Raw genomic sequence first — 14,897 nt, forward strand, 5'->3', positions numbered from 1 at the left:
CAAATATTTCCCAAAGGTAAGAATATTTACGACTCTCTAATCCAAATAAATATTCATTCTTTTCAAGTATAAAAAAGTCTAATGCTATTGATTTATTTTAAATTAAACTTTTCTAGTGTCATTTTTATTACTTCATTATTTAACCTTTGAATTGGAAATTCAGCAATCAAATAAGGTGGATAACCTGAATCTTTGGAGTTGTCATTTATTTTATAGGATTCTATTTTTCTATTTCTAAATCTTAATAAATAAACCTTATTCCCATCAGAACAATAAAAATCAATTTCGTGATTTTCCATAAATTCAGTAGGTATTTGATGAATGTCAATTATCTTCCAATTATCAAATTCTCTATCATATCCATTTTGATATTCTGCGCATTTTTCAAATTCTTTTATTGTCATTTTCGATAATTACTGCCAACTAGTTATATCAAAACAAATATATTGTTTATAAGGTTAATAGCTAGCTCCGGATAATAAAACAATTTGTGTTTCTTTATCGAAAAACTATTGTTATTAAAGGTCTAGTATAAGAATAGTAGCGGATTTTTACATACGGACTTTTCAGTTAAACACAGACCTTTTTTATGTTTACTAACTTTCTGTTTTAGCGATTAAACCGCTGTTATTTTTATACAATGTTGGTAGTAGTTGTTTATTCCACTGTTAAATTTTGTCTCTCAACTAGAAAATCAAAAGTTAATTCTGATAAGCCTTTTCCATCTACAACTCCATTCCAAGCTCCATGTCCCGCAGGGTTTCCATTCGGTAGTGTTAGGGTCGCGAGTTTGTTGTAAACCCCCAAAGAGTTATAAATACTTTGCAGTTCAAGTGCTTCTTCATAAGGTGTTACAAGATCCTTTGCAGTACCATGCCCCATAAATAATTCTGGATCATTAACGTCATATCTGTCATATTGATTCAATTCATAAACTGCTTCAAACACATCTAGCTTAATGTTTGACCCCCAGAAATAAACCATGCTTCTCACTACATAAGACTCGTTTAAGTTTGTAGTAGAAAGTGTAGGATCATCACTAGTGGTAATTTCGTCTCTAAAATCTTCTTGATTTGAAATTCCCAAGGCAATTGTAGTGATAGCTCCTGCAGAAGCTCCACCAACTGTAATGTAATCTTTATTTATGTTATAAGTGCTTGCGTTTGCAACTATCCAACGAAGAGCAGCTTTTGCATCTCTTTGGGCGATATACATAGCAGTTGCTTGCTGAACTTGATCTACACTCTGTGCTCCTTGCAAAGCATTTCCAATCCATTCTTGAGGTGCAATTCCTCTATAATACGTATATAATTTTTCAGGAGTCATTCCTTGGATTATACCAAGTTCTTCTACTGTTCTATAATCTATAGATATAAAGACCCACCCTCTAGAAACATAATAATTTGCCATCTCCACAATTTCGGGCTTAGTCTTTGTCCCACCTTTAAATCCACCTCCATGAATAAACATAAAAACAGGTCTATTACTTGAATTATTATTAGGATAGTACAAATCTAATTTTAGGGGAATTGCAAAAGCGGAATTGCTTGTTGCATTATGACTAAGTCCATCAGCATAAGTGATGTCTTCTTCTTTTAAAACCGTGTAAGAGGCTTCAGCTTTTACTATTGGTATTCCATTGACTGGTGATGTTGTTTCATCGTTACTACAAGAAGTAAATAATAATATCGCGAAAATTGTTAAGTAAGTTATTTTATTCATGTCTGGTACATTAATCAAATTCCTTTCTTGGACTGTGTTTTCTCGTAAAGGTTTAATTACCGTCAACGGTCTTGTATATGAAAAGTAGCAGATTTTTAACTAATTTTTCAGTTTTAAAATGACCTTTTATTTATTCATTTTCTTTCTATTAAGCATTAAGTCGCTTTTTTTTATATACTTTGTTGTAGCCAGTTTTTTTATCTCATCCATCCTTCAACAATATAATTCCGCTCAGTTATTTTATAATTCTTTCCATTTAAAGGTTCGAACCATAATTCAATTCTTGCGGCATATTTATCTCCCCAAGAACCTTCGTAAATAGTAAATTCTCCAGCATATAATTTAGGTTCAAGATTTTCTACATTGACTTTTGATCTAACTTTCATTCTATCAGCCGAAAGGTGATCGTTTGAAGTCACTTCAAATGCTTTTATATAAAAGTTTCCCTTTTCAGTCGGTTTGTAATCTGTAAAGTAGTTATAAATTCCGGGTTGAAAAGAGGAAGCCAAAACCAAATCAAATTTTTCAAAGTCATTTTCAGTTGGGTCAGTTTCCAGCGGTTCATAAATCTCAATGTCTTTTGGGATTTTTTTATTCGCTCCATAGTAATCTGGTGGCGAAAAAGTAAAAATGATTGATACAAAAACAAATAAAAATCGTGAAATCAGTATTTGAGGAATCAGGAAATACCATTTTTTGATAAATATTTGAACGATTGCGGATATTATATTTCCTAAAACATTCATGAAAAATAACATCAACGAAATATCAATTATTGAGTTACTTTTCAAAACTTCTCCAAGAAGAAATACTATGAAAGGAACCAAATATGATACAATTGGAATCCACCAGACTTTAAAGTATTTAAAAATGGGATTCTTTATTTTTTCTAAATTCAATTTGGCGATATAAGCTGAAGTTTTTAGTAATTTTATTCACTTTTGTTTTACTTCAAATATAATGAGTTTTATCTAAGTTTAATTTACAGTAAGACTATTTAAAACTTGAATATTTAAAAAAATGACGCCGAGAGTAAGCACTAACAAGGTCGTATATTTTATAATAAAGAAAAGTTTATTTTTCTATTTAAAAAGATTGATAATTCAACAGATATCACAAATCTAATTGATTGTTTTTCTATTCCATTTTTCTCTTTTGCCACTTTTATCAATTGTAACAAAAGTTTTCTTTTTAAAATCGAAATTTCTCAAAATATTACTTTCTTGATGCTTTTTCTTAGTAAAGGGATTTAATTGTATATTAATTTTATGGTTTTCGAGTAAATTGAATGAAAAATAGCTGTTCTCATATCCAATATATTCAGTATACCCATAAATTAGCTGTTCACTTTTTTTAAAGGTTAATTCAACTTCACCATTTGAATTAGTTAGATATTCTTTTTGTGTAGGAAGTAATACAATTTTTGAACCAAGCATCGGGCCGTTATTTGAATCTGTAAGATTAAACAAAACTTGTACAGAATCTTTTTTAATTGGTTGTTTGGAAACACTAATACGATATGATTTTACGTGTTCTGTTTTATCAAAAATTAAAGCCAAATTATCTTCTTTAAATTGCCATTTACCAGAAACAACATTTTCATTTTTTAAATGCTTTCCTTTGAACAATTTAAAAGTATTGTCTTTATTTAGTATTAGACATTTGGATATGTCCTGAACTCCATAGTTAACACAAAATTTTCCTTCTATTTTATGTTGACTATATAGTTTATTAAAACTTAAAACAACGATGGTAGCTATAAGTTTAATTACAATTTGTTCTTTTAGAAGTACTTTCACCTTACTGTGCTGCTTTTATAATGTTTTTAATATTTAACCTATCTCCTTAATCAGAAACGAAAGCTTTAAAAGAGTAGAAAGTAATCCTCCAGATATCATAAATCGAGTTGATTGTCTTGTATAGGTTTGATTAATTCCCATTATTGGGTTCAGAGTCAATGTCTTCTTGATCGATACTGATTATTTGAGAGGTATTAAGAAGTACTCCTGCTGAAGTTATGGTAGCCCCAATCTGAATTGTTATTGCTGGAGCTCCTGCCGTAATTGTAATTCCAGATAAGTCCCAATCTCCAGTAGCATCATCATAAGTTCCTGTTGTTATAGAAGAACTTCCTGAGTCATACGTAAAACCAGATGGTAATAAATCTCTAACAACTACTCCTGTAGCATCTTGTGGACCTGCATTAGATAAAGACAATGTAAAAACGACTACATCTCCTACTTTAGGAATTGGGGTATTGACTGTTTTAGTTAATTTTAGATCTACCGTAGGTACCATTTCTAGTGTAAAATAGTCATTATCATTAAAGGATACTGTTGCTGAATACACACCTCCAGATAAATTTAAGTCGTATTCTTCTATAACAGAACTAAAATCTGAAACAGTACTCCTTAAGAGTTTAAAAACCCCTGTAGGTACTCCAGATAAATCTAAATCTGCTTCATTAACTGAAAAAGTTACGGTGCCTACATCTCCTGTTTCGCTTACTCGCCATTTAGTATTCACTCTATACCTTTTATTCGCTGGGGCTACTGTTGAAAAGGTATAATCGGAATTTATTTGATCCTCACCCCAAAACAGATATTCATTATTATTCAGGTTACTTGGTGTATTGATTCTTATTATACCAGTACCCTGAGAATCTGTATGATTACTACCATCAGAAGCTTGTCCAATTCCCGCAACTTTATGATCAAAATCACCTGTAGATGTGTCTTCGTTATATAGATCATTCGATGTCAATGTGAAATTGTATTTTGCTGATAAGTAATTGTTTATGATTGTTCTTTCTGCATCATTTAGAAGTATATCAAACATAATTATCTCACCTATTCTTCCATTGAAATAATAATTTGGTGTTAGGTTTTCATTTCTTCCAGCTCCTACACGAAAAGGCCTAATAGTGTTGAGTGTCATCGAATGACTACTTGTTTGGTTCAAAGTATTATTAATAAATAATCGCTTGTTATTAGAAGCAGTATTTTGATAGAATAAATTTTGAACAGCCCAGCTTCCAGATGTAGATATAGAATTACCCGTAGTTTGCCAGGGGCCAGTATCTCTTCCAGTCCAAAAGTCCCATCTATTAGATCCAGGTCTAGAATACAATATAAACCCTCTAGTAGGTGTACCTGAAGGATCATCTCTATTGGAAACAACGGCTTTATATCCACCTGAACTTGTTACATTCGTAGCTGAAAAAACACTAAAGGTGTTTGGGTTTAAAACACTTTCAAAGGATTTTTCAAAATAATTAGACGACCCATTGAAACTATATGAGTTATATCCGTTTATATCTGCTGTATTGAGTACCGCTCCATTTCCATCACCAAAATCAAATCCTCTACCAGAACTATCTACCCATAAAGAGCCCGTATTCCCTGTAGATTGAGGTCTTAACCACAAAACTAAATTTGTACCACTTCCTACAGTTCCTACTCCTCCTGGTCCAGTTTGTGCACCTAGAAAATAAATAGGAAACAATAAAGTAAATAAAACAGATAAGTGCTTTCCTTTCATTTCTCTTGCTTTAGTACGAAAATATAAATTCATATGGTATTGACAAAAAGGACATCCGTATTCTATGAAAAACATAATGTTTTTATGATGAAGTTCTAGTTGTCTAAATAATCCATTTCTTATAATTGGTAGTAGGCGATTTTTTTCCTTTGAACATCAAAGGAAACTGTGTTTTAATTAAAAATATAATAGTCTATTATTCAATTATGGAATTTGTTTTTACTCCTTTTTTAAAAGTCATAGTTTCTATTAGTTTTCCTTTTTCATCATAATATTTAGCTATTCCATTTGGTTGGTAATCTTTAACATCAACTTCCAGTTTAAGCTTTCCATTCTCATAATAAAAAAAAGTTTTTCCATATGATGTAAGATTAATAGTGTCTAATTGGGATATTTCTAATTTTTTAAGATTCCCATTTGAATAATAGCTTTTGCAAGTATCTCTATTTCTATCATTCCAATAGTTACAATGCTTTTTTAATGTTTTGTTTGGATAATATGCTTTATATTCTCCATGAAGTTTTTCATTATACCTGAAATTCGATTCTTCTATATTTCCGTTTTCATAATAAAAGAAGCCCTGTCCCGATTGTATTCCTGAAACCCAATAAGCAGACGATTTTAAATTCCCATTTTTCCAGTAGTTTTTCCTTTCTCCGTGAGGCTTTCCATCTTTAAAGGTTATGAGTTCTTTCAATTTTCCATTGTCACTCCAGTATCTTTTCCATAACCCTTGTTCTAAATTATTTTCAACAAGACCTTCTTCTACAATAATTTTCCCTTTGTTTGAGTAAAAATGCTTATAATATCCATTCTCATAAATCCGTTTATACTCCTTGTTATTTTTTTGCCAAACTGTTTTTATTAAGCTGTCAGTTTCCTTATCGAATAATTTTTCTATTCTGTTCGGTAGACCATCTAATATTTCTATCTCACCAAATTTTTTACCATTATCATAATAATAAGTTAATAGACCTTTAGTATATTCAAAATCTGAATGTTCACTGATTTTTTGCCAATATCCATCTTGTCCATTTTCTTGAAAAAAGATGTAATTAGAATTCCTGTACTTAGAATCATTAATATTGCCTTTTTCTTTACAGGAACATATGATTAGAAAAGAGATGATTAAATAGTAAATTTTCGATTTCAATAGCTTTATGTTTTTAATTATAGATACCTCATAATATATGAGCCAAAATAACTATTTAGTTTAGATGGAAAAAAGATAAAAAGTGCTTTTATTCCAAATTACGAAGCTTTTTGAATAGTATTGCTTTTCAAAGCTTAAATTTCTTCTGTTTCTCAAGACATTTTTAAAAGAGTTAATAGTAATTGATTATATATCGCAAATGGAGTTGATTATCTTGAACTAAAAATCTTTTTTAATTATAGTTTTTGTTAAATTTATAGTAATGTGTTTGACTAGTAGCGAATCTGTAAGTACTTTTTCAGAAAATAATTTACAAAACGAAAAGTAACAGCTAAATGAGTTTTAATTCAATTAGCAGTTACTCATAGATGTTGTTAGCATGTGTTTTTATTCTATTCTTAATGTAATCTTTTAGATTTGTCATTCCCTTTATTAAATAGAAACCATATTTTTCTGAATTTGAAATTAAGATTTTATTTGGTTCAAAAAACATAATTTCTATTGATTCATTGCTCGATTTTGTAAAGGAGAGTCTAATAAATTTACTGGTGTCTAAGTCTTTATATATGTAGTCTGCTTGTTCTAAACCAGATAGGTTTAAATTAATAACTTTCGATTTTAAAACAACTTTTTGAGTTGTGAAAAAATTATTTCTTTCATAAGTTTCAATGTACTCAATTATTGCTGAGCTATCTTTTTGTAAGAAGTTCTGTAGTTCTAAATTAAAATCAAAATCGTTGTTTAAAATTAAATCAGTTAAAAACTCTATTTTATTTATTTTCCATGTATCTCCGTTTCTTATTAATTCAATATTTAAATCTACATCTATTGCTTTGCTGAATAATGTATTTACTTCTTCTTTTATTTTTTTTGGAGAGTGAAAATATTTTTTTTCAACTAATAAATTTCCATTAACATATCTTCTTGAATTAGATTCTTTCTTCCCATTTTTAAATCCTTCAAAATTTGTAATTCCTTCTTTTTGAAAATATTCATTTATATTTTCAATAATTAAACTAAGATCTTTTTTTGATTTCTTTAATTTAAAGTCTTCAGAGCAATCGTTATATAAATCTTCAATATTGGAATTGAGAATACCTTTATGTATAGCGGTAAACATTTTTTCTGTATTATTAAAATACTCCTTTTTTAAAATTCTATTTTGATTTTTTTGTTGAGCATATGAGGAAAAAAAGAAGAAAAATGATGTGGCAATTAATAGTTTTTTTAACATTTGAACGTTTTTATATTTGTTAATCTTTTTTAGATAATCTAAGTATTGCATTTTTTTCGTTTTTCATGTTTAATTTTTTCGAATTACAAACAACTTATTTATATACAGAATAAAAGTACTGTTATACATCCAGTTAGTTAATATAGGTGGAAGTTTTTAGCAATTTTATTCACTTTTGTTTTACTTCAAATATAATGAGTTTTATCAAAATTATTTAGTGATAAAAATCATAAAAGCTGAACTATGTGTGAATTACTTTTATAAACAATTGAGTTAAGTGGTTTCATTAAAAAATAATTGAAATGTTGAAGTATATATTGACGTGGTTTCCAATGATTATGATAGCGATAATAAATGGTTTTTTTCGTGAGAAATTTTTAGCAAACTATTTTAATAACCTTCAAGCACATCAATTATCTTCTGTATCCATGATTATGTTGTTGGGTGTTTATATCTGGTTTGTATTCAAGGTTTTTTTCCCAGCTTCTGGGAATCAAGCAATATTTATTGGGCTAATTTGGTTGTTGTTTACCGTAATTTTTGAATTCTTATTTGGGTATTATGCTATGGGGAATTCTTGGAATAAATTACTAAGCGATTACAATGTTTTAGAAGGGAAAGTTTGGGTTTTTGTGCTGATTTGGATTGCTATTGCTCCCTACATTATTTATCGAATGCAACTCGTTTTCCTTCAGGAAAATTGAGTTTAGGGCTTTTCAGTTTCTCAGGATATCTTTAAAAGATGAGAAAGTAATTGACTAGACATCATAAATCGAGTTGAATACCCTCAATTGAAGATTTTGTTTTAATTGTACTTTGGGTTAAATATTAGGAGCATTTTGGCTAAGCTGCGTTTTAATGCAGTTTAGGTTTTATTAAACTGGTTTATATTCCTTCATATTTAGTTACAACAAATTTTAGTTTCTTTATTCCGCCATTCAAACAGTCCGCTAAAGTTGTCTTCCAAATTTTTAACTCAATAAATGAGTTATTTCTTTCTGTAATTCTATATGTTCCAATTCTAAAATTCATTTTAAACCTTAACCAGAAGGTTTTTATTCTTGAGTTTTCTTCTATTATTTTTTCACCATTAACAAATTCCATATAATCAAATCCTTTGATATTATCACCAACTATTTTTCTAACACTATTTTTATTGAAATAGTAAATGTTTTTGGTAGTCAACAATACTTTTTTTTGTCTACTAAAGTTTATTAATGCAACTTCAAGTTCATTACTTTCGAGATTTATTTTTTCATTATTTAACTTGTTTGAATTTTCAAAAAATGTTATTCCTCTGGAATTTCTATAATATTTAAGTTTTAATAAAATCTGTTTTCTTAGATGTTCTTTTTTCTTTTTGATTTTCACAGTAATATTTTTTATGTCTGAGTACTTGTTGCCAACGGTTAGTGTAAACTGTCATTTTAATGCAGTTTATACCTTGTTGTAGAGCGTTTTATTTATTTTTTAATTCGATTTTACGTCCATCTAAATCTTGAACGATAGCAGTCAATCCCCATTCTGTTTCAGTTAGTCCTGATTTAACTATCCAATTGGTTTTGATTAAATCGTTCATTTTCTTATTCAGGTTTTCAATGTCAAAACCTAATCGAATTGAATTATCTACTTTTTCTATTGATTTGGTTAAGGGATATATTTCAAAAACAAATCCATCTTTCTCGGAGGCATAGTGAAAAGGACCATTCCCATGTTGATGATAGTCAAATTCAAACCCTAATAGCTCATATTGAGTTTTTAGAAGCTCAGGTTTTTTAGTTCTAATTACAAGTAGGTTGATATGCATTATATTAATCCTCTTTTATTTACATTCTCAAACTTTGATTTGAGAATTGTTATTAATTCAGGTTGCATATAGTCATATTCATCGGGTATGTATAAACAGACTATCTTTTTATTTTCATATACATCGGGAAATTGTTTTCTTATTGTATTTCGATGATGTTTTTCCATTACAATTATGGTGTCAGCCCAAGATAGATTCTTATAAGAAATGATCTTTTTAGTTTCTTTATCCGTTCCAGCTGAATCAATTTCGAAGCGTTGATCATTCTTGTACATTTCATGAGCTGTCGAACTTCTCATCTTATTGATTGTACAAACGAATAATATTTTCTTTTTTTTGCTCATTTTATACCTATGTTCTATAAAGTACTGGGCTATGATGCATGGTTGTTTAGAGAATTTTGTGCCACTGGCATGGTGATCATAGCTTTATTATTTATTATCAATTCTAAAAATATTAATTCTTTTTCAGTTTATTAGCCTGCAATGCATTATAGCCGTTGTTGGCAATTGTTTTTATTCACCCCATTCATAATATAAAGTCATTTCATTTCTTTCTTCACTCAGTAATATAAATCCATTAATTAAATGATTCTTTTGTGTTGAAGGATCTATGCTTATTAGATCAGTTTCAAAAGATAAAACTGTAATTTTTCCTTCAATCCATCTTGGAAAGTTCTCAAAACCACTAAATGGAGTTTCTATTTCAGGATTAAATTTACCCCAACTAATTGGGAAAATTGCTTTGTCATTATAAAGCCATTTATGAGTTTGCTCGCTGCTAAATGTTTGTTCTTTTTTTAAAATCCACCCGTTATCTTTAGCCAGTTTTATAATTTCATTTTTATTGTATTTTCCATTTATTCCAACCCAATGCAATACGTGAATTCCACCAAACCATCCATTCTGATTTATAAATTCAACTCTATTTTGGTATTCAAATTTTTTCCAAAAACCAACAGGAGAAGAAAGATTACAATTGGTAAAACAAACTAGAATTAAAATGTAGAATAGTACTTTCAATTTCATAATTATTGCCAGCGGTCTTGTATATGAAAAGTAGCGGATTTCAAGCACGAATTTTTCAGTCTTACAATGACCTTTTATTTATTAATTTTCTTTCTATTAAGCGATTAAGTAGCTGTTTTTTATATACTTTGTTCTGTCTAGTTTTATCGTTTTGCTTGTTTCTCTTTTGGAATGTTTATCACTCCACATCCTGTTACAAGCCATTTGTTATCAAGCTCCTTAATCTTCATTGTTATTTTAAATCCTTTCCAATTTATAGCTTCTACAGTCAAATAATTTGTTTTTGAGTCAAATTCTGAAAACTTGAATCCATCATCAGGATAATCTTGAGCGTCAAAAATTGGGTCAAAGCCTAGTCCATATTCTGGATCAGATTTTTCTGCCTCTTCAATCATTCTCTTGAGTTCTGTTTTAAATTTAGCACTAACATTTGGATGAGCATTTACAAATTCAATAATTCCAACCTGTTCTTTCGTTTTATTACAATTAGAAACGTATTCATTAATAAATTGTATCGCTACATCTGCAATCGAATCTGTATAGTTTAATTCAGTCTTCTTAGTTTTTACTTCTTTTAAATCAATTTCAATTTGTTCTTTCTTTTTGGAGTTATTCTCTTTTTGTTTTTCTCCACAACTAAAAGCAAAGAAAATCAATAGAATTAAGTATGGTTTTTTCATTAATTTTTGATTTCTATTCAGTTTTTGGAAATTATACACAACGAACTTGTGAATGAAATATAGCGTGTAAAAAGGTACTAACTTTTCGGATTAACACAGCACCAAATTTTTATATTTTGTTTTTAATTTTTCTTGTTCAAAAGTCAAATCAAAATGATTTAACGACCTTATAAAAATACACTAAACTTTGTGATTAAGTACCAAGGTCCGTATTAATTATAGTCAATGTCGTACGGCGTTTTTTTGACTTAGTCTATCCATTCTTTATAATATGCGTCTTCTAAATATAATTTTGTCTTTTTTGCTTTGTTTAAAACATCATTTTGTTCAGGTTCAGGATGGTCACTCAAATATGAAACAGCTTTTATAAAAGCTCCATATCTAATAATGCTTTTCTGATTTTTTATTAAGATTACCGATTCTAAAATATCAAGGGGTATTAGATCTTTTAAGTCATAATTCCAAATATCCAAATAGGATTCTAAATAATATTCCTCGGCATTATTGATATCATTTTTTGCTATTAGTTTTCTAATCAATTTTTCTAGTAAGTCTTTATTTTTAAAATCATTATTAAGTTTCACTTTCCAAATTAGTCTAATTAATAAATATTCATTTATCCATTCTGTTTTGTCTTCAACAACTAATTTTCCTAATTCTTGAATTAGTTCATGATTTGAATAATTATTCTTTTTTGCAAAATTAAAAACCTCCTCTAAATAATATTCTTCAAATTTTTCTATTTCAGAATTCCCTCCTTCAATATTTGATTTCTCTTTTTTAAGATTTATGTATTCAATATTTAAATCAATGATTCTTTTCACAATTTTTTTTTCTAATGCTGTTCGGTAACGTATTTGTATGACTGTTGTTACGGGATTAAAGTTACATATTTTGTTTTGGAATGATCGTTAGTAATCACGGGATGGATTCGGACGAAATCGAATCCGCCGTAATTGTGGTTATACATTGTTATCTGCTGGTTTTTTTCTAAATCCGAAGTATCCACAAATCAATGCAATTAACATTATTATTCCATTTATTATCCAAAATATCCATTCAAATTCTCTTTCAATTAGTAGTTCATAAGTCGGTCCTGGAACATTTGTTTGTATGCTAACATTCAGGATATTCGGTTTCGAATTAGCATTAACAAATTTTAGTTGTAATTCATACTCTTCTCCACGTTTGCTTAAGAAGCTGTTATTTTCAAATACCTCAATAGGTTTATTGTTCCTAAATATCTTAATGTTAAATTCAATAGGTCTTAGTGAATCTATATTCTCATAAGGTCTAGGATCTTCGAGGTTAAAGCTAATTTCATAAGATGATTTAAAGTCAGTTGTAAATTTTTCTGATATTTCTAATTCGTTTTCAAAAGGATATTGTTGATTGAAAGCTGTCAAATTTCTATTTGTTCTGTCAGGAATCAATTCAATTGTCCAGTAAATAGAAATTGAACTCAGGATGATAAAAATAGTTTTTAATATTCTTTTTGACATTGTTTGGTTCAGCTTGCAGGTAACGTTCTGTGTATGGACAGTAGGGTAGATTCGAAGTACTACACTTTCAGTTTACTACTGAGCCAAAACAAACGTTTTTACTTTTAATTTTCCTTTTTTTGTTAAACGTCAAAACTTTGTTTTGGCATTGCCTGCTCAAAGAACAGGGCTTTCATTTTATCTTTAAATGCCCTATTGGCTATACACTTTGTTATCTGCTGGCTTTATTTTTTATTCTATCTAGCTGTTGAAATATTCTTTCTCCTAAATCTATATCACCAACAAAGTCGTCCCATTGGCAAGTAGGTGCAAACCAAACTCGCAAATCTTCAATTACGTTTTCATTTCCATTTTCTAATTTCTTGATACGGTCTACAAGGTCAGTATGGAATTCTTCAGCAGACAAATGTTCTCCCGAGTAACCTCCAGAATATTCAGATAATATTTTTTCAGCTTTTTTTAGGTCACCTAAAAGTGAAACTACTTTATTCCGCTTCTTGAAAATATTCATAAGCATATCCTTCTATTTCTCCACTTAACTGATTTCCATTTTCGTCTTTCAAGTCATACATTTCCTGAGTTCCACCAATTGAAATACAACCGTCTAAACCTAATAAAACAGTGTAAAAAATGTCCGTTAACGTTCCGTCCATTATTTTTTTCATTATTTCATTTTGTTGGTTGTTCAGATTTAATGATTTAATAAGCTGTCCAACTTCTGATTCAGGGTTTTTGGATAGATATTCAGTCAGAAAATCTTGTTTCTCTCTATAAAATCCTTTTACGAATTCTTCTGTGTTCATTTTGTTTTTTTAGCTTGCAGGTAACGGTTTGGCTAAGCTGCGTTTTAATGCAGTTTAGGTATTGCTGTGCGCAGTTTTTTTATTTATTTGTTACAATTTTATTCAAGCAACGAGTAATTGCTTGTCTAATGTCATCTGCTTCAGTTGAACCTTGACCTTCTGCGGTACATGAACAAACAAGTGAATTTGTTGTTGATATAAACTGTATCGTAACTTCAATTGTATAACCACCCAGTCCTGTACTTCTCCTACCGCTTTCACCATAATTAACTATTAATGTTTCATCAGATATATCATTTTTCAATTCTGGAACTAATATATATCCTTCTTTCACTAAAATTCCTGCAATAACATCTTTTGGGTTAACACTTTTGCTAGTTGAATAATATTGCCCATTGATTGATGTTCCGGTACTCGAAGTCAGACTCTTTGTTTGGGAAATATAAATGTATTTGTAATTTTTAATATCTCCTTTTTTTATTGCCGTAGCTGGTTGTAAGGTAACGCAACTAGTTAGAGCTAAACAAAGGATAGATAATGTGAAAATTTGATTTAATTTCATTTTTAATATCCTATTTAAAAAACAATTTGGTTTTACACAAATTACACACAACTTATTTATATACAAAATAAAAGTACGATGATAAATCCAATTAGGCGATATAAGTAGAAGTTTTTTGCAATTTTATTCACTTTTGTTTTACTTCAAATATAATGATTTTTATCAAAATTATTTAGTGATAAAAATCATAAAAGCTGAGCTATTCGTGTATTACTTTTATAAACAATTAGGTTACGTTGTTTCATTAAAAAGTAATTGAGATGTTGAAGTATATATTGGCATGGTTTCCAATGATTATGATTGCGATAATAAACGGTTTTTTCCGTGAGAAATTTTTAGCAACCTATTTTAATAACCTTCAAGCGCATCAATTATCTTCTATATCCATGATTGTTTTGTTGGGTATGTATATATGGGTTGTATTCAAGGTTTTTTTCCCAGCTTCAGCCTATCAAGCAATATTTATAGGATTAGTTTGGTTATTGTTTACGGTAATTTTTGAGTTCTTATTTGGGTATTATGTTATGGGGAATTCTTGGAATAAATTACTAAGCGATTACAATATTTTAGAAGGAAAAGTTTGGGTTTTTGTGCTCATTTGGATTGCTGTTGCTCCCTACATTGTTTATCGAATGGAACTAGTTTTCCTTTAGAAAAATTGAGTTTAGATCTTTTCAGTCTCTTAAGGTATTTTTAAAATAGCTTATAATAATCACTCAGATATCACAAATAGAGTTGATTATCCTGAATTGAAAATCTCATTTTAACTATGGTTTTTCCATACTAATTTTACGGGTTTCCTTATGGGATTGAGTTTTCAAACTTGTAAATTGCAGTTCAGACTATAGTATTTTGATATGACTAGT

The 14,897-nt window shown here is 29.1% G+C and carries 19 protein-coding genes; 2 read left to right on the plus strand and 17 right to left on the minus strand.

The window, feature by feature from the left end:
* Nucleotides 1-92: 92 nt before the first annotated feature.
* The 7 genes from ABNT22_RS06510 to ABNT22_RS06540 all read right to left on the minus strand — a co-directional run bounded on the left by ABNT22_RS06510 (nt 93) and on the right by ABNT22_RS06540 (nt 7,700).
* A complete protein-coding gene (locus tag ABNT22_RS06510) occupies nt 93-404 on the minus strand; it encodes a hypothetical protein (protein ID WP_348715147.1) in 312 nt (103 codons plus the stop codon).
* A gap of 253 nt (nt 405-657) precedes the next feature.
* The gene (locus tag ABNT22_RS06515) at nt 658-1,722 is read right to left on the minus strand and encodes a hypothetical protein (RefSeq protein WP_348715148.1); all 1,065 of its coding nucleotides are present in this window, start codon (nt 1,720-1,722) and stop codon (nt 658-660) included.
* 197 nt (nt 1,723-1,919) lie between these two features.
* The gene (locus ABNT22_RS06520; RefSeq protein WP_348715149.1) at nt 1,920-2,621 is read right to left on the minus strand and encodes a hypothetical protein; all 702 of its coding nucleotides are present in this window, start codon (nt 2,619-2,621) and stop codon (nt 1,920-1,922) included.
* Nucleotides 2,622-2,843: 222 nt separating this feature from the next.
* Complete coding sequence (locus ABNT22_RS06525; protein ID WP_348715150.1) at nt 2,844-3,521, minus strand: hypothetical protein; 678 nt, start codon at nt 3,519-3,521, stop codon at nt 2,844-2,846.
* Nucleotides 3,522-3,651: 130 nt separating this feature from the next.
* Nucleotides 3,652-5,295, minus strand: a complete 1,644-nt coding sequence (locus ABNT22_RS06530; protein ID WP_348715151.1) for a hypothetical protein — start codon at nt 5,293-5,295, stop codon at nt 3,652-3,654.
* 163 nt (nt 5,296-5,458) lie between these two features.
* On the minus strand, nt 5,459-6,415 hold the full coding sequence (locus ABNT22_RS06535; protein ID WP_348715152.1) for a toxin-antitoxin system YwqK family antitoxin: 957 nt from the start codon (nt 6,413-6,415) through the stop codon (nt 5,459-5,461).
* Between the two features lie 358 nt (nt 6,416-6,773).
* Nucleotides 6,774-7,700 (minus strand): hypothetical protein, encoded by a 927-nt coding sequence (locus tag ABNT22_RS06540; protein WP_348727268.1) that lies wholly within the window; start codon nt 7,698-7,700, stop codon nt 6,774-6,776.
* A gap of 251 nt (nt 7,701-7,951) precedes the next feature.
* Between ABNT22_RS06540 and ABNT22_RS06545 the strand changes: the two genes are divergently transcribed.
* Entirely contained in the window at nt 7,952-8,353 is a 402-nt protein-coding gene (locus ABNT22_RS06545) for a hypothetical protein (protein ID WP_348715154.1), read from the plus strand.
* 181 nt (nt 8,354-8,534) lie between these two features.
* Here the strand turns inward: ABNT22_RS06545 and ABNT22_RS06550 are convergent, their stop codons facing one another.
* The 10 genes from ABNT22_RS06550 to ABNT22_RS06595 all read right to left on the minus strand — a co-directional run bounded on the left by ABNT22_RS06550 (nt 8,535) and on the right by ABNT22_RS06595 (nt 14,031).
* Nucleotides 8,535-9,020, minus strand: a complete 486-nt coding sequence (locus ABNT22_RS06550) for a hypothetical protein (protein WP_348715155.1) — start codon at nt 9,018-9,020, stop codon at nt 8,535-8,537.
* A gap of 88 nt (nt 9,021-9,108) precedes the next feature.
* The gene (locus tag ABNT22_RS06555) at nt 9,109-9,456 is read right to left on the minus strand and encodes a hypothetical protein (RefSeq protein WP_348715156.1); all 348 of its coding nucleotides are present in this window, start codon (nt 9,454-9,456) and stop codon (nt 9,109-9,111) included.
* On the minus strand, nt 9,456-9,755 hold the full coding sequence (locus ABNT22_RS06560; protein WP_348715157.1) for a hypothetical protein: 300 nt from the start codon (nt 9,753-9,755) through the stop codon (nt 9,456-9,458). The genes ABNT22_RS06555 and ABNT22_RS06560 overlap by 1 nt, the downstream gene beginning before the upstream one ends.
* A gap of 216 nt (nt 9,756-9,971) precedes the next feature.
* Complete coding sequence (locus ABNT22_RS06565; protein ID WP_348715158.1) at nt 9,972-10,484, minus strand: hypothetical protein; 513 nt, start codon at nt 10,482-10,484, stop codon at nt 9,972-9,974.
* A 143-nt stretch (nt 10,485-10,627) separates the two neighbouring features.
* Nucleotides 10,628-11,164 (minus strand): hypothetical protein, encoded by a 537-nt coding sequence (locus ABNT22_RS06570; RefSeq protein ID WP_348715159.1) that lies wholly within the window; start codon nt 11,162-11,164, stop codon nt 10,628-10,630.
* A gap of 248 nt (nt 11,165-11,412) precedes the next feature.
* The gene (locus ABNT22_RS06575; protein ID WP_348715160.1) at nt 11,413-11,988 is read right to left on the minus strand and encodes a hypothetical protein; all 576 of its coding nucleotides are present in this window, start codon (nt 11,986-11,988) and stop codon (nt 11,413-11,415) included.
* 138 nt (nt 11,989-12,126) lie between these two features.
* A complete protein-coding gene (locus ABNT22_RS06580; protein ID WP_348715161.1) occupies nt 12,127-12,666 on the minus strand; it encodes a hypothetical protein in 540 nt (179 codons plus the stop codon).
* Between the two features lie 211 nt (nt 12,667-12,877).
* A complete protein-coding gene (locus tag ABNT22_RS06585) occupies nt 12,878-13,177 on the minus strand; it encodes a hypothetical protein (RefSeq protein WP_348715162.1) in 300 nt (99 codons plus the stop codon).
* On the minus strand, nt 13,152-13,469 hold the full coding sequence (locus ABNT22_RS06590) for a hypothetical protein (protein ID WP_348715163.1): 318 nt from the start codon (nt 13,467-13,469) through the stop codon (nt 13,152-13,154). The genes ABNT22_RS06585 and ABNT22_RS06590 overlap by 26 nt, the downstream gene beginning before the upstream one ends.
* 79 nt (nt 13,470-13,548) lie before the next feature.
* A complete protein-coding gene (locus ABNT22_RS06595) occupies nt 13,549-14,031 on the minus strand; it encodes a hypothetical protein (protein WP_348715164.1) in 483 nt (160 codons plus the stop codon).
* Between the two features lie 260 nt (nt 14,032-14,291).
* Between ABNT22_RS06595 and ABNT22_RS06600 the strand changes: the two genes are divergently transcribed.
* Nucleotides 14,292-14,684, plus strand: coding sequence for a hypothetical protein (locus tag ABNT22_RS06600; RefSeq protein WP_348715165.1), 393 nt, complete (start codon nt 14,292-14,294; stop codon nt 14,682-14,684).
* Nucleotides 14,685-14,897: the final 213 nt, after the last annotated feature.

The organism is Tenacibaculum sp. 190130A14a (assembly GCF_964048965.1).
Taxonomy (GTDB): domain Bacteria; phylum Bacteroidota; class Bacteroidia; order Flavobacteriales; family Flavobacteriaceae; genus Polaribacter; species Polaribacter polynesiense.

Bases quoted from the DNA above. Each gene is read 5' to 3' on its own strand.
- ABNT22_RS06510 (WP_348715147.1), bottom strand. From the start codon at position 404: ATGACAATAAAAGAATTTGAAAAATGCGCAGAATATCAAAATGGATAT.
- ABNT22_RS06515 (WP_348715148.1), bottom strand. From the start codon at position 1,722: ATGAATAAAATAACTTACTTAACAATTTTCGCGATATTATTATTTACT.
- ABNT22_RS06530 (WP_348715151.1), bottom strand. From the start codon at position 5,295: ATGAATTTATATTTTCGTACTAAAGCAAGAGAAATGAAAGGAAAGCAC.
- ABNT22_RS06540 (WP_348727268.1), bottom strand. From the start codon at position 7,700: ATGCAATACTTAGATTATCTAAAAAAGATTAACAAATATAAAAACGTT.
- ABNT22_RS06545 (WP_348715154.1), top strand. From the start codon at position 7,952: ATGTTGAAGTATATATTGACGTGGTTTCCAATGATTATGATAGCGATA.
- ABNT22_RS06555 (WP_348715156.1), bottom strand. From the start codon at position 9,456: ATGCATATCAACCTACTTGTAATTAGAACTAAAAAACCTGAGCTTCTA.
- ABNT22_RS06560 (WP_348715157.1), bottom strand. From the start codon at position 9,755: ATGAGAAGTTCGACAGCTCATGAAATGTACAAGAATGATCAACGCTTC.
- ABNT22_RS06565 (WP_348715158.1), bottom strand. From the start codon at position 10,484: ATGAAATTGAAAGTACTATTCTACATTTTAATTCTAGTTTGTTTTACC.
- ABNT22_RS06570 (WP_348715159.1), bottom strand. From the start codon at position 11,164: ATGAAAAAACCATACTTAATTCTATTGATTTTCTTTGCTTTTAGTTGT.
- ABNT22_RS06580 (WP_348715161.1), bottom strand. From the start codon at position 12,666: ATGTCAAAAAGAATATTAAAAACTATTTTTATCATCCTGAGTTCAATT.
- ABNT22_RS06585 (WP_348715162.1), bottom strand. From the start codon at position 13,177: ATGAATATTTTCAAGAAGCGGAATAAAGTAGTTTCACTTTTAGGTGAC.
- ABNT22_RS06590 (WP_348715163.1), bottom strand. From the start codon at position 13,469: ATGAACACAGAAGAATTCGTAAAAGGATTTTATAGAGAGAAACAAGAT.
- ABNT22_RS06595 (WP_348715164.1), bottom strand. From the start codon at position 14,031: ATGAAATTAAATCAAATTTTCACATTATCTATCCTTTGTTTAGCTCTA.
- ABNT22_RS06600 (WP_348715165.1), top strand. From the start codon at position 14,292: ATGTTGAAGTATATATTGGCATGGTTTCCAATGATTATGATTGCGATA.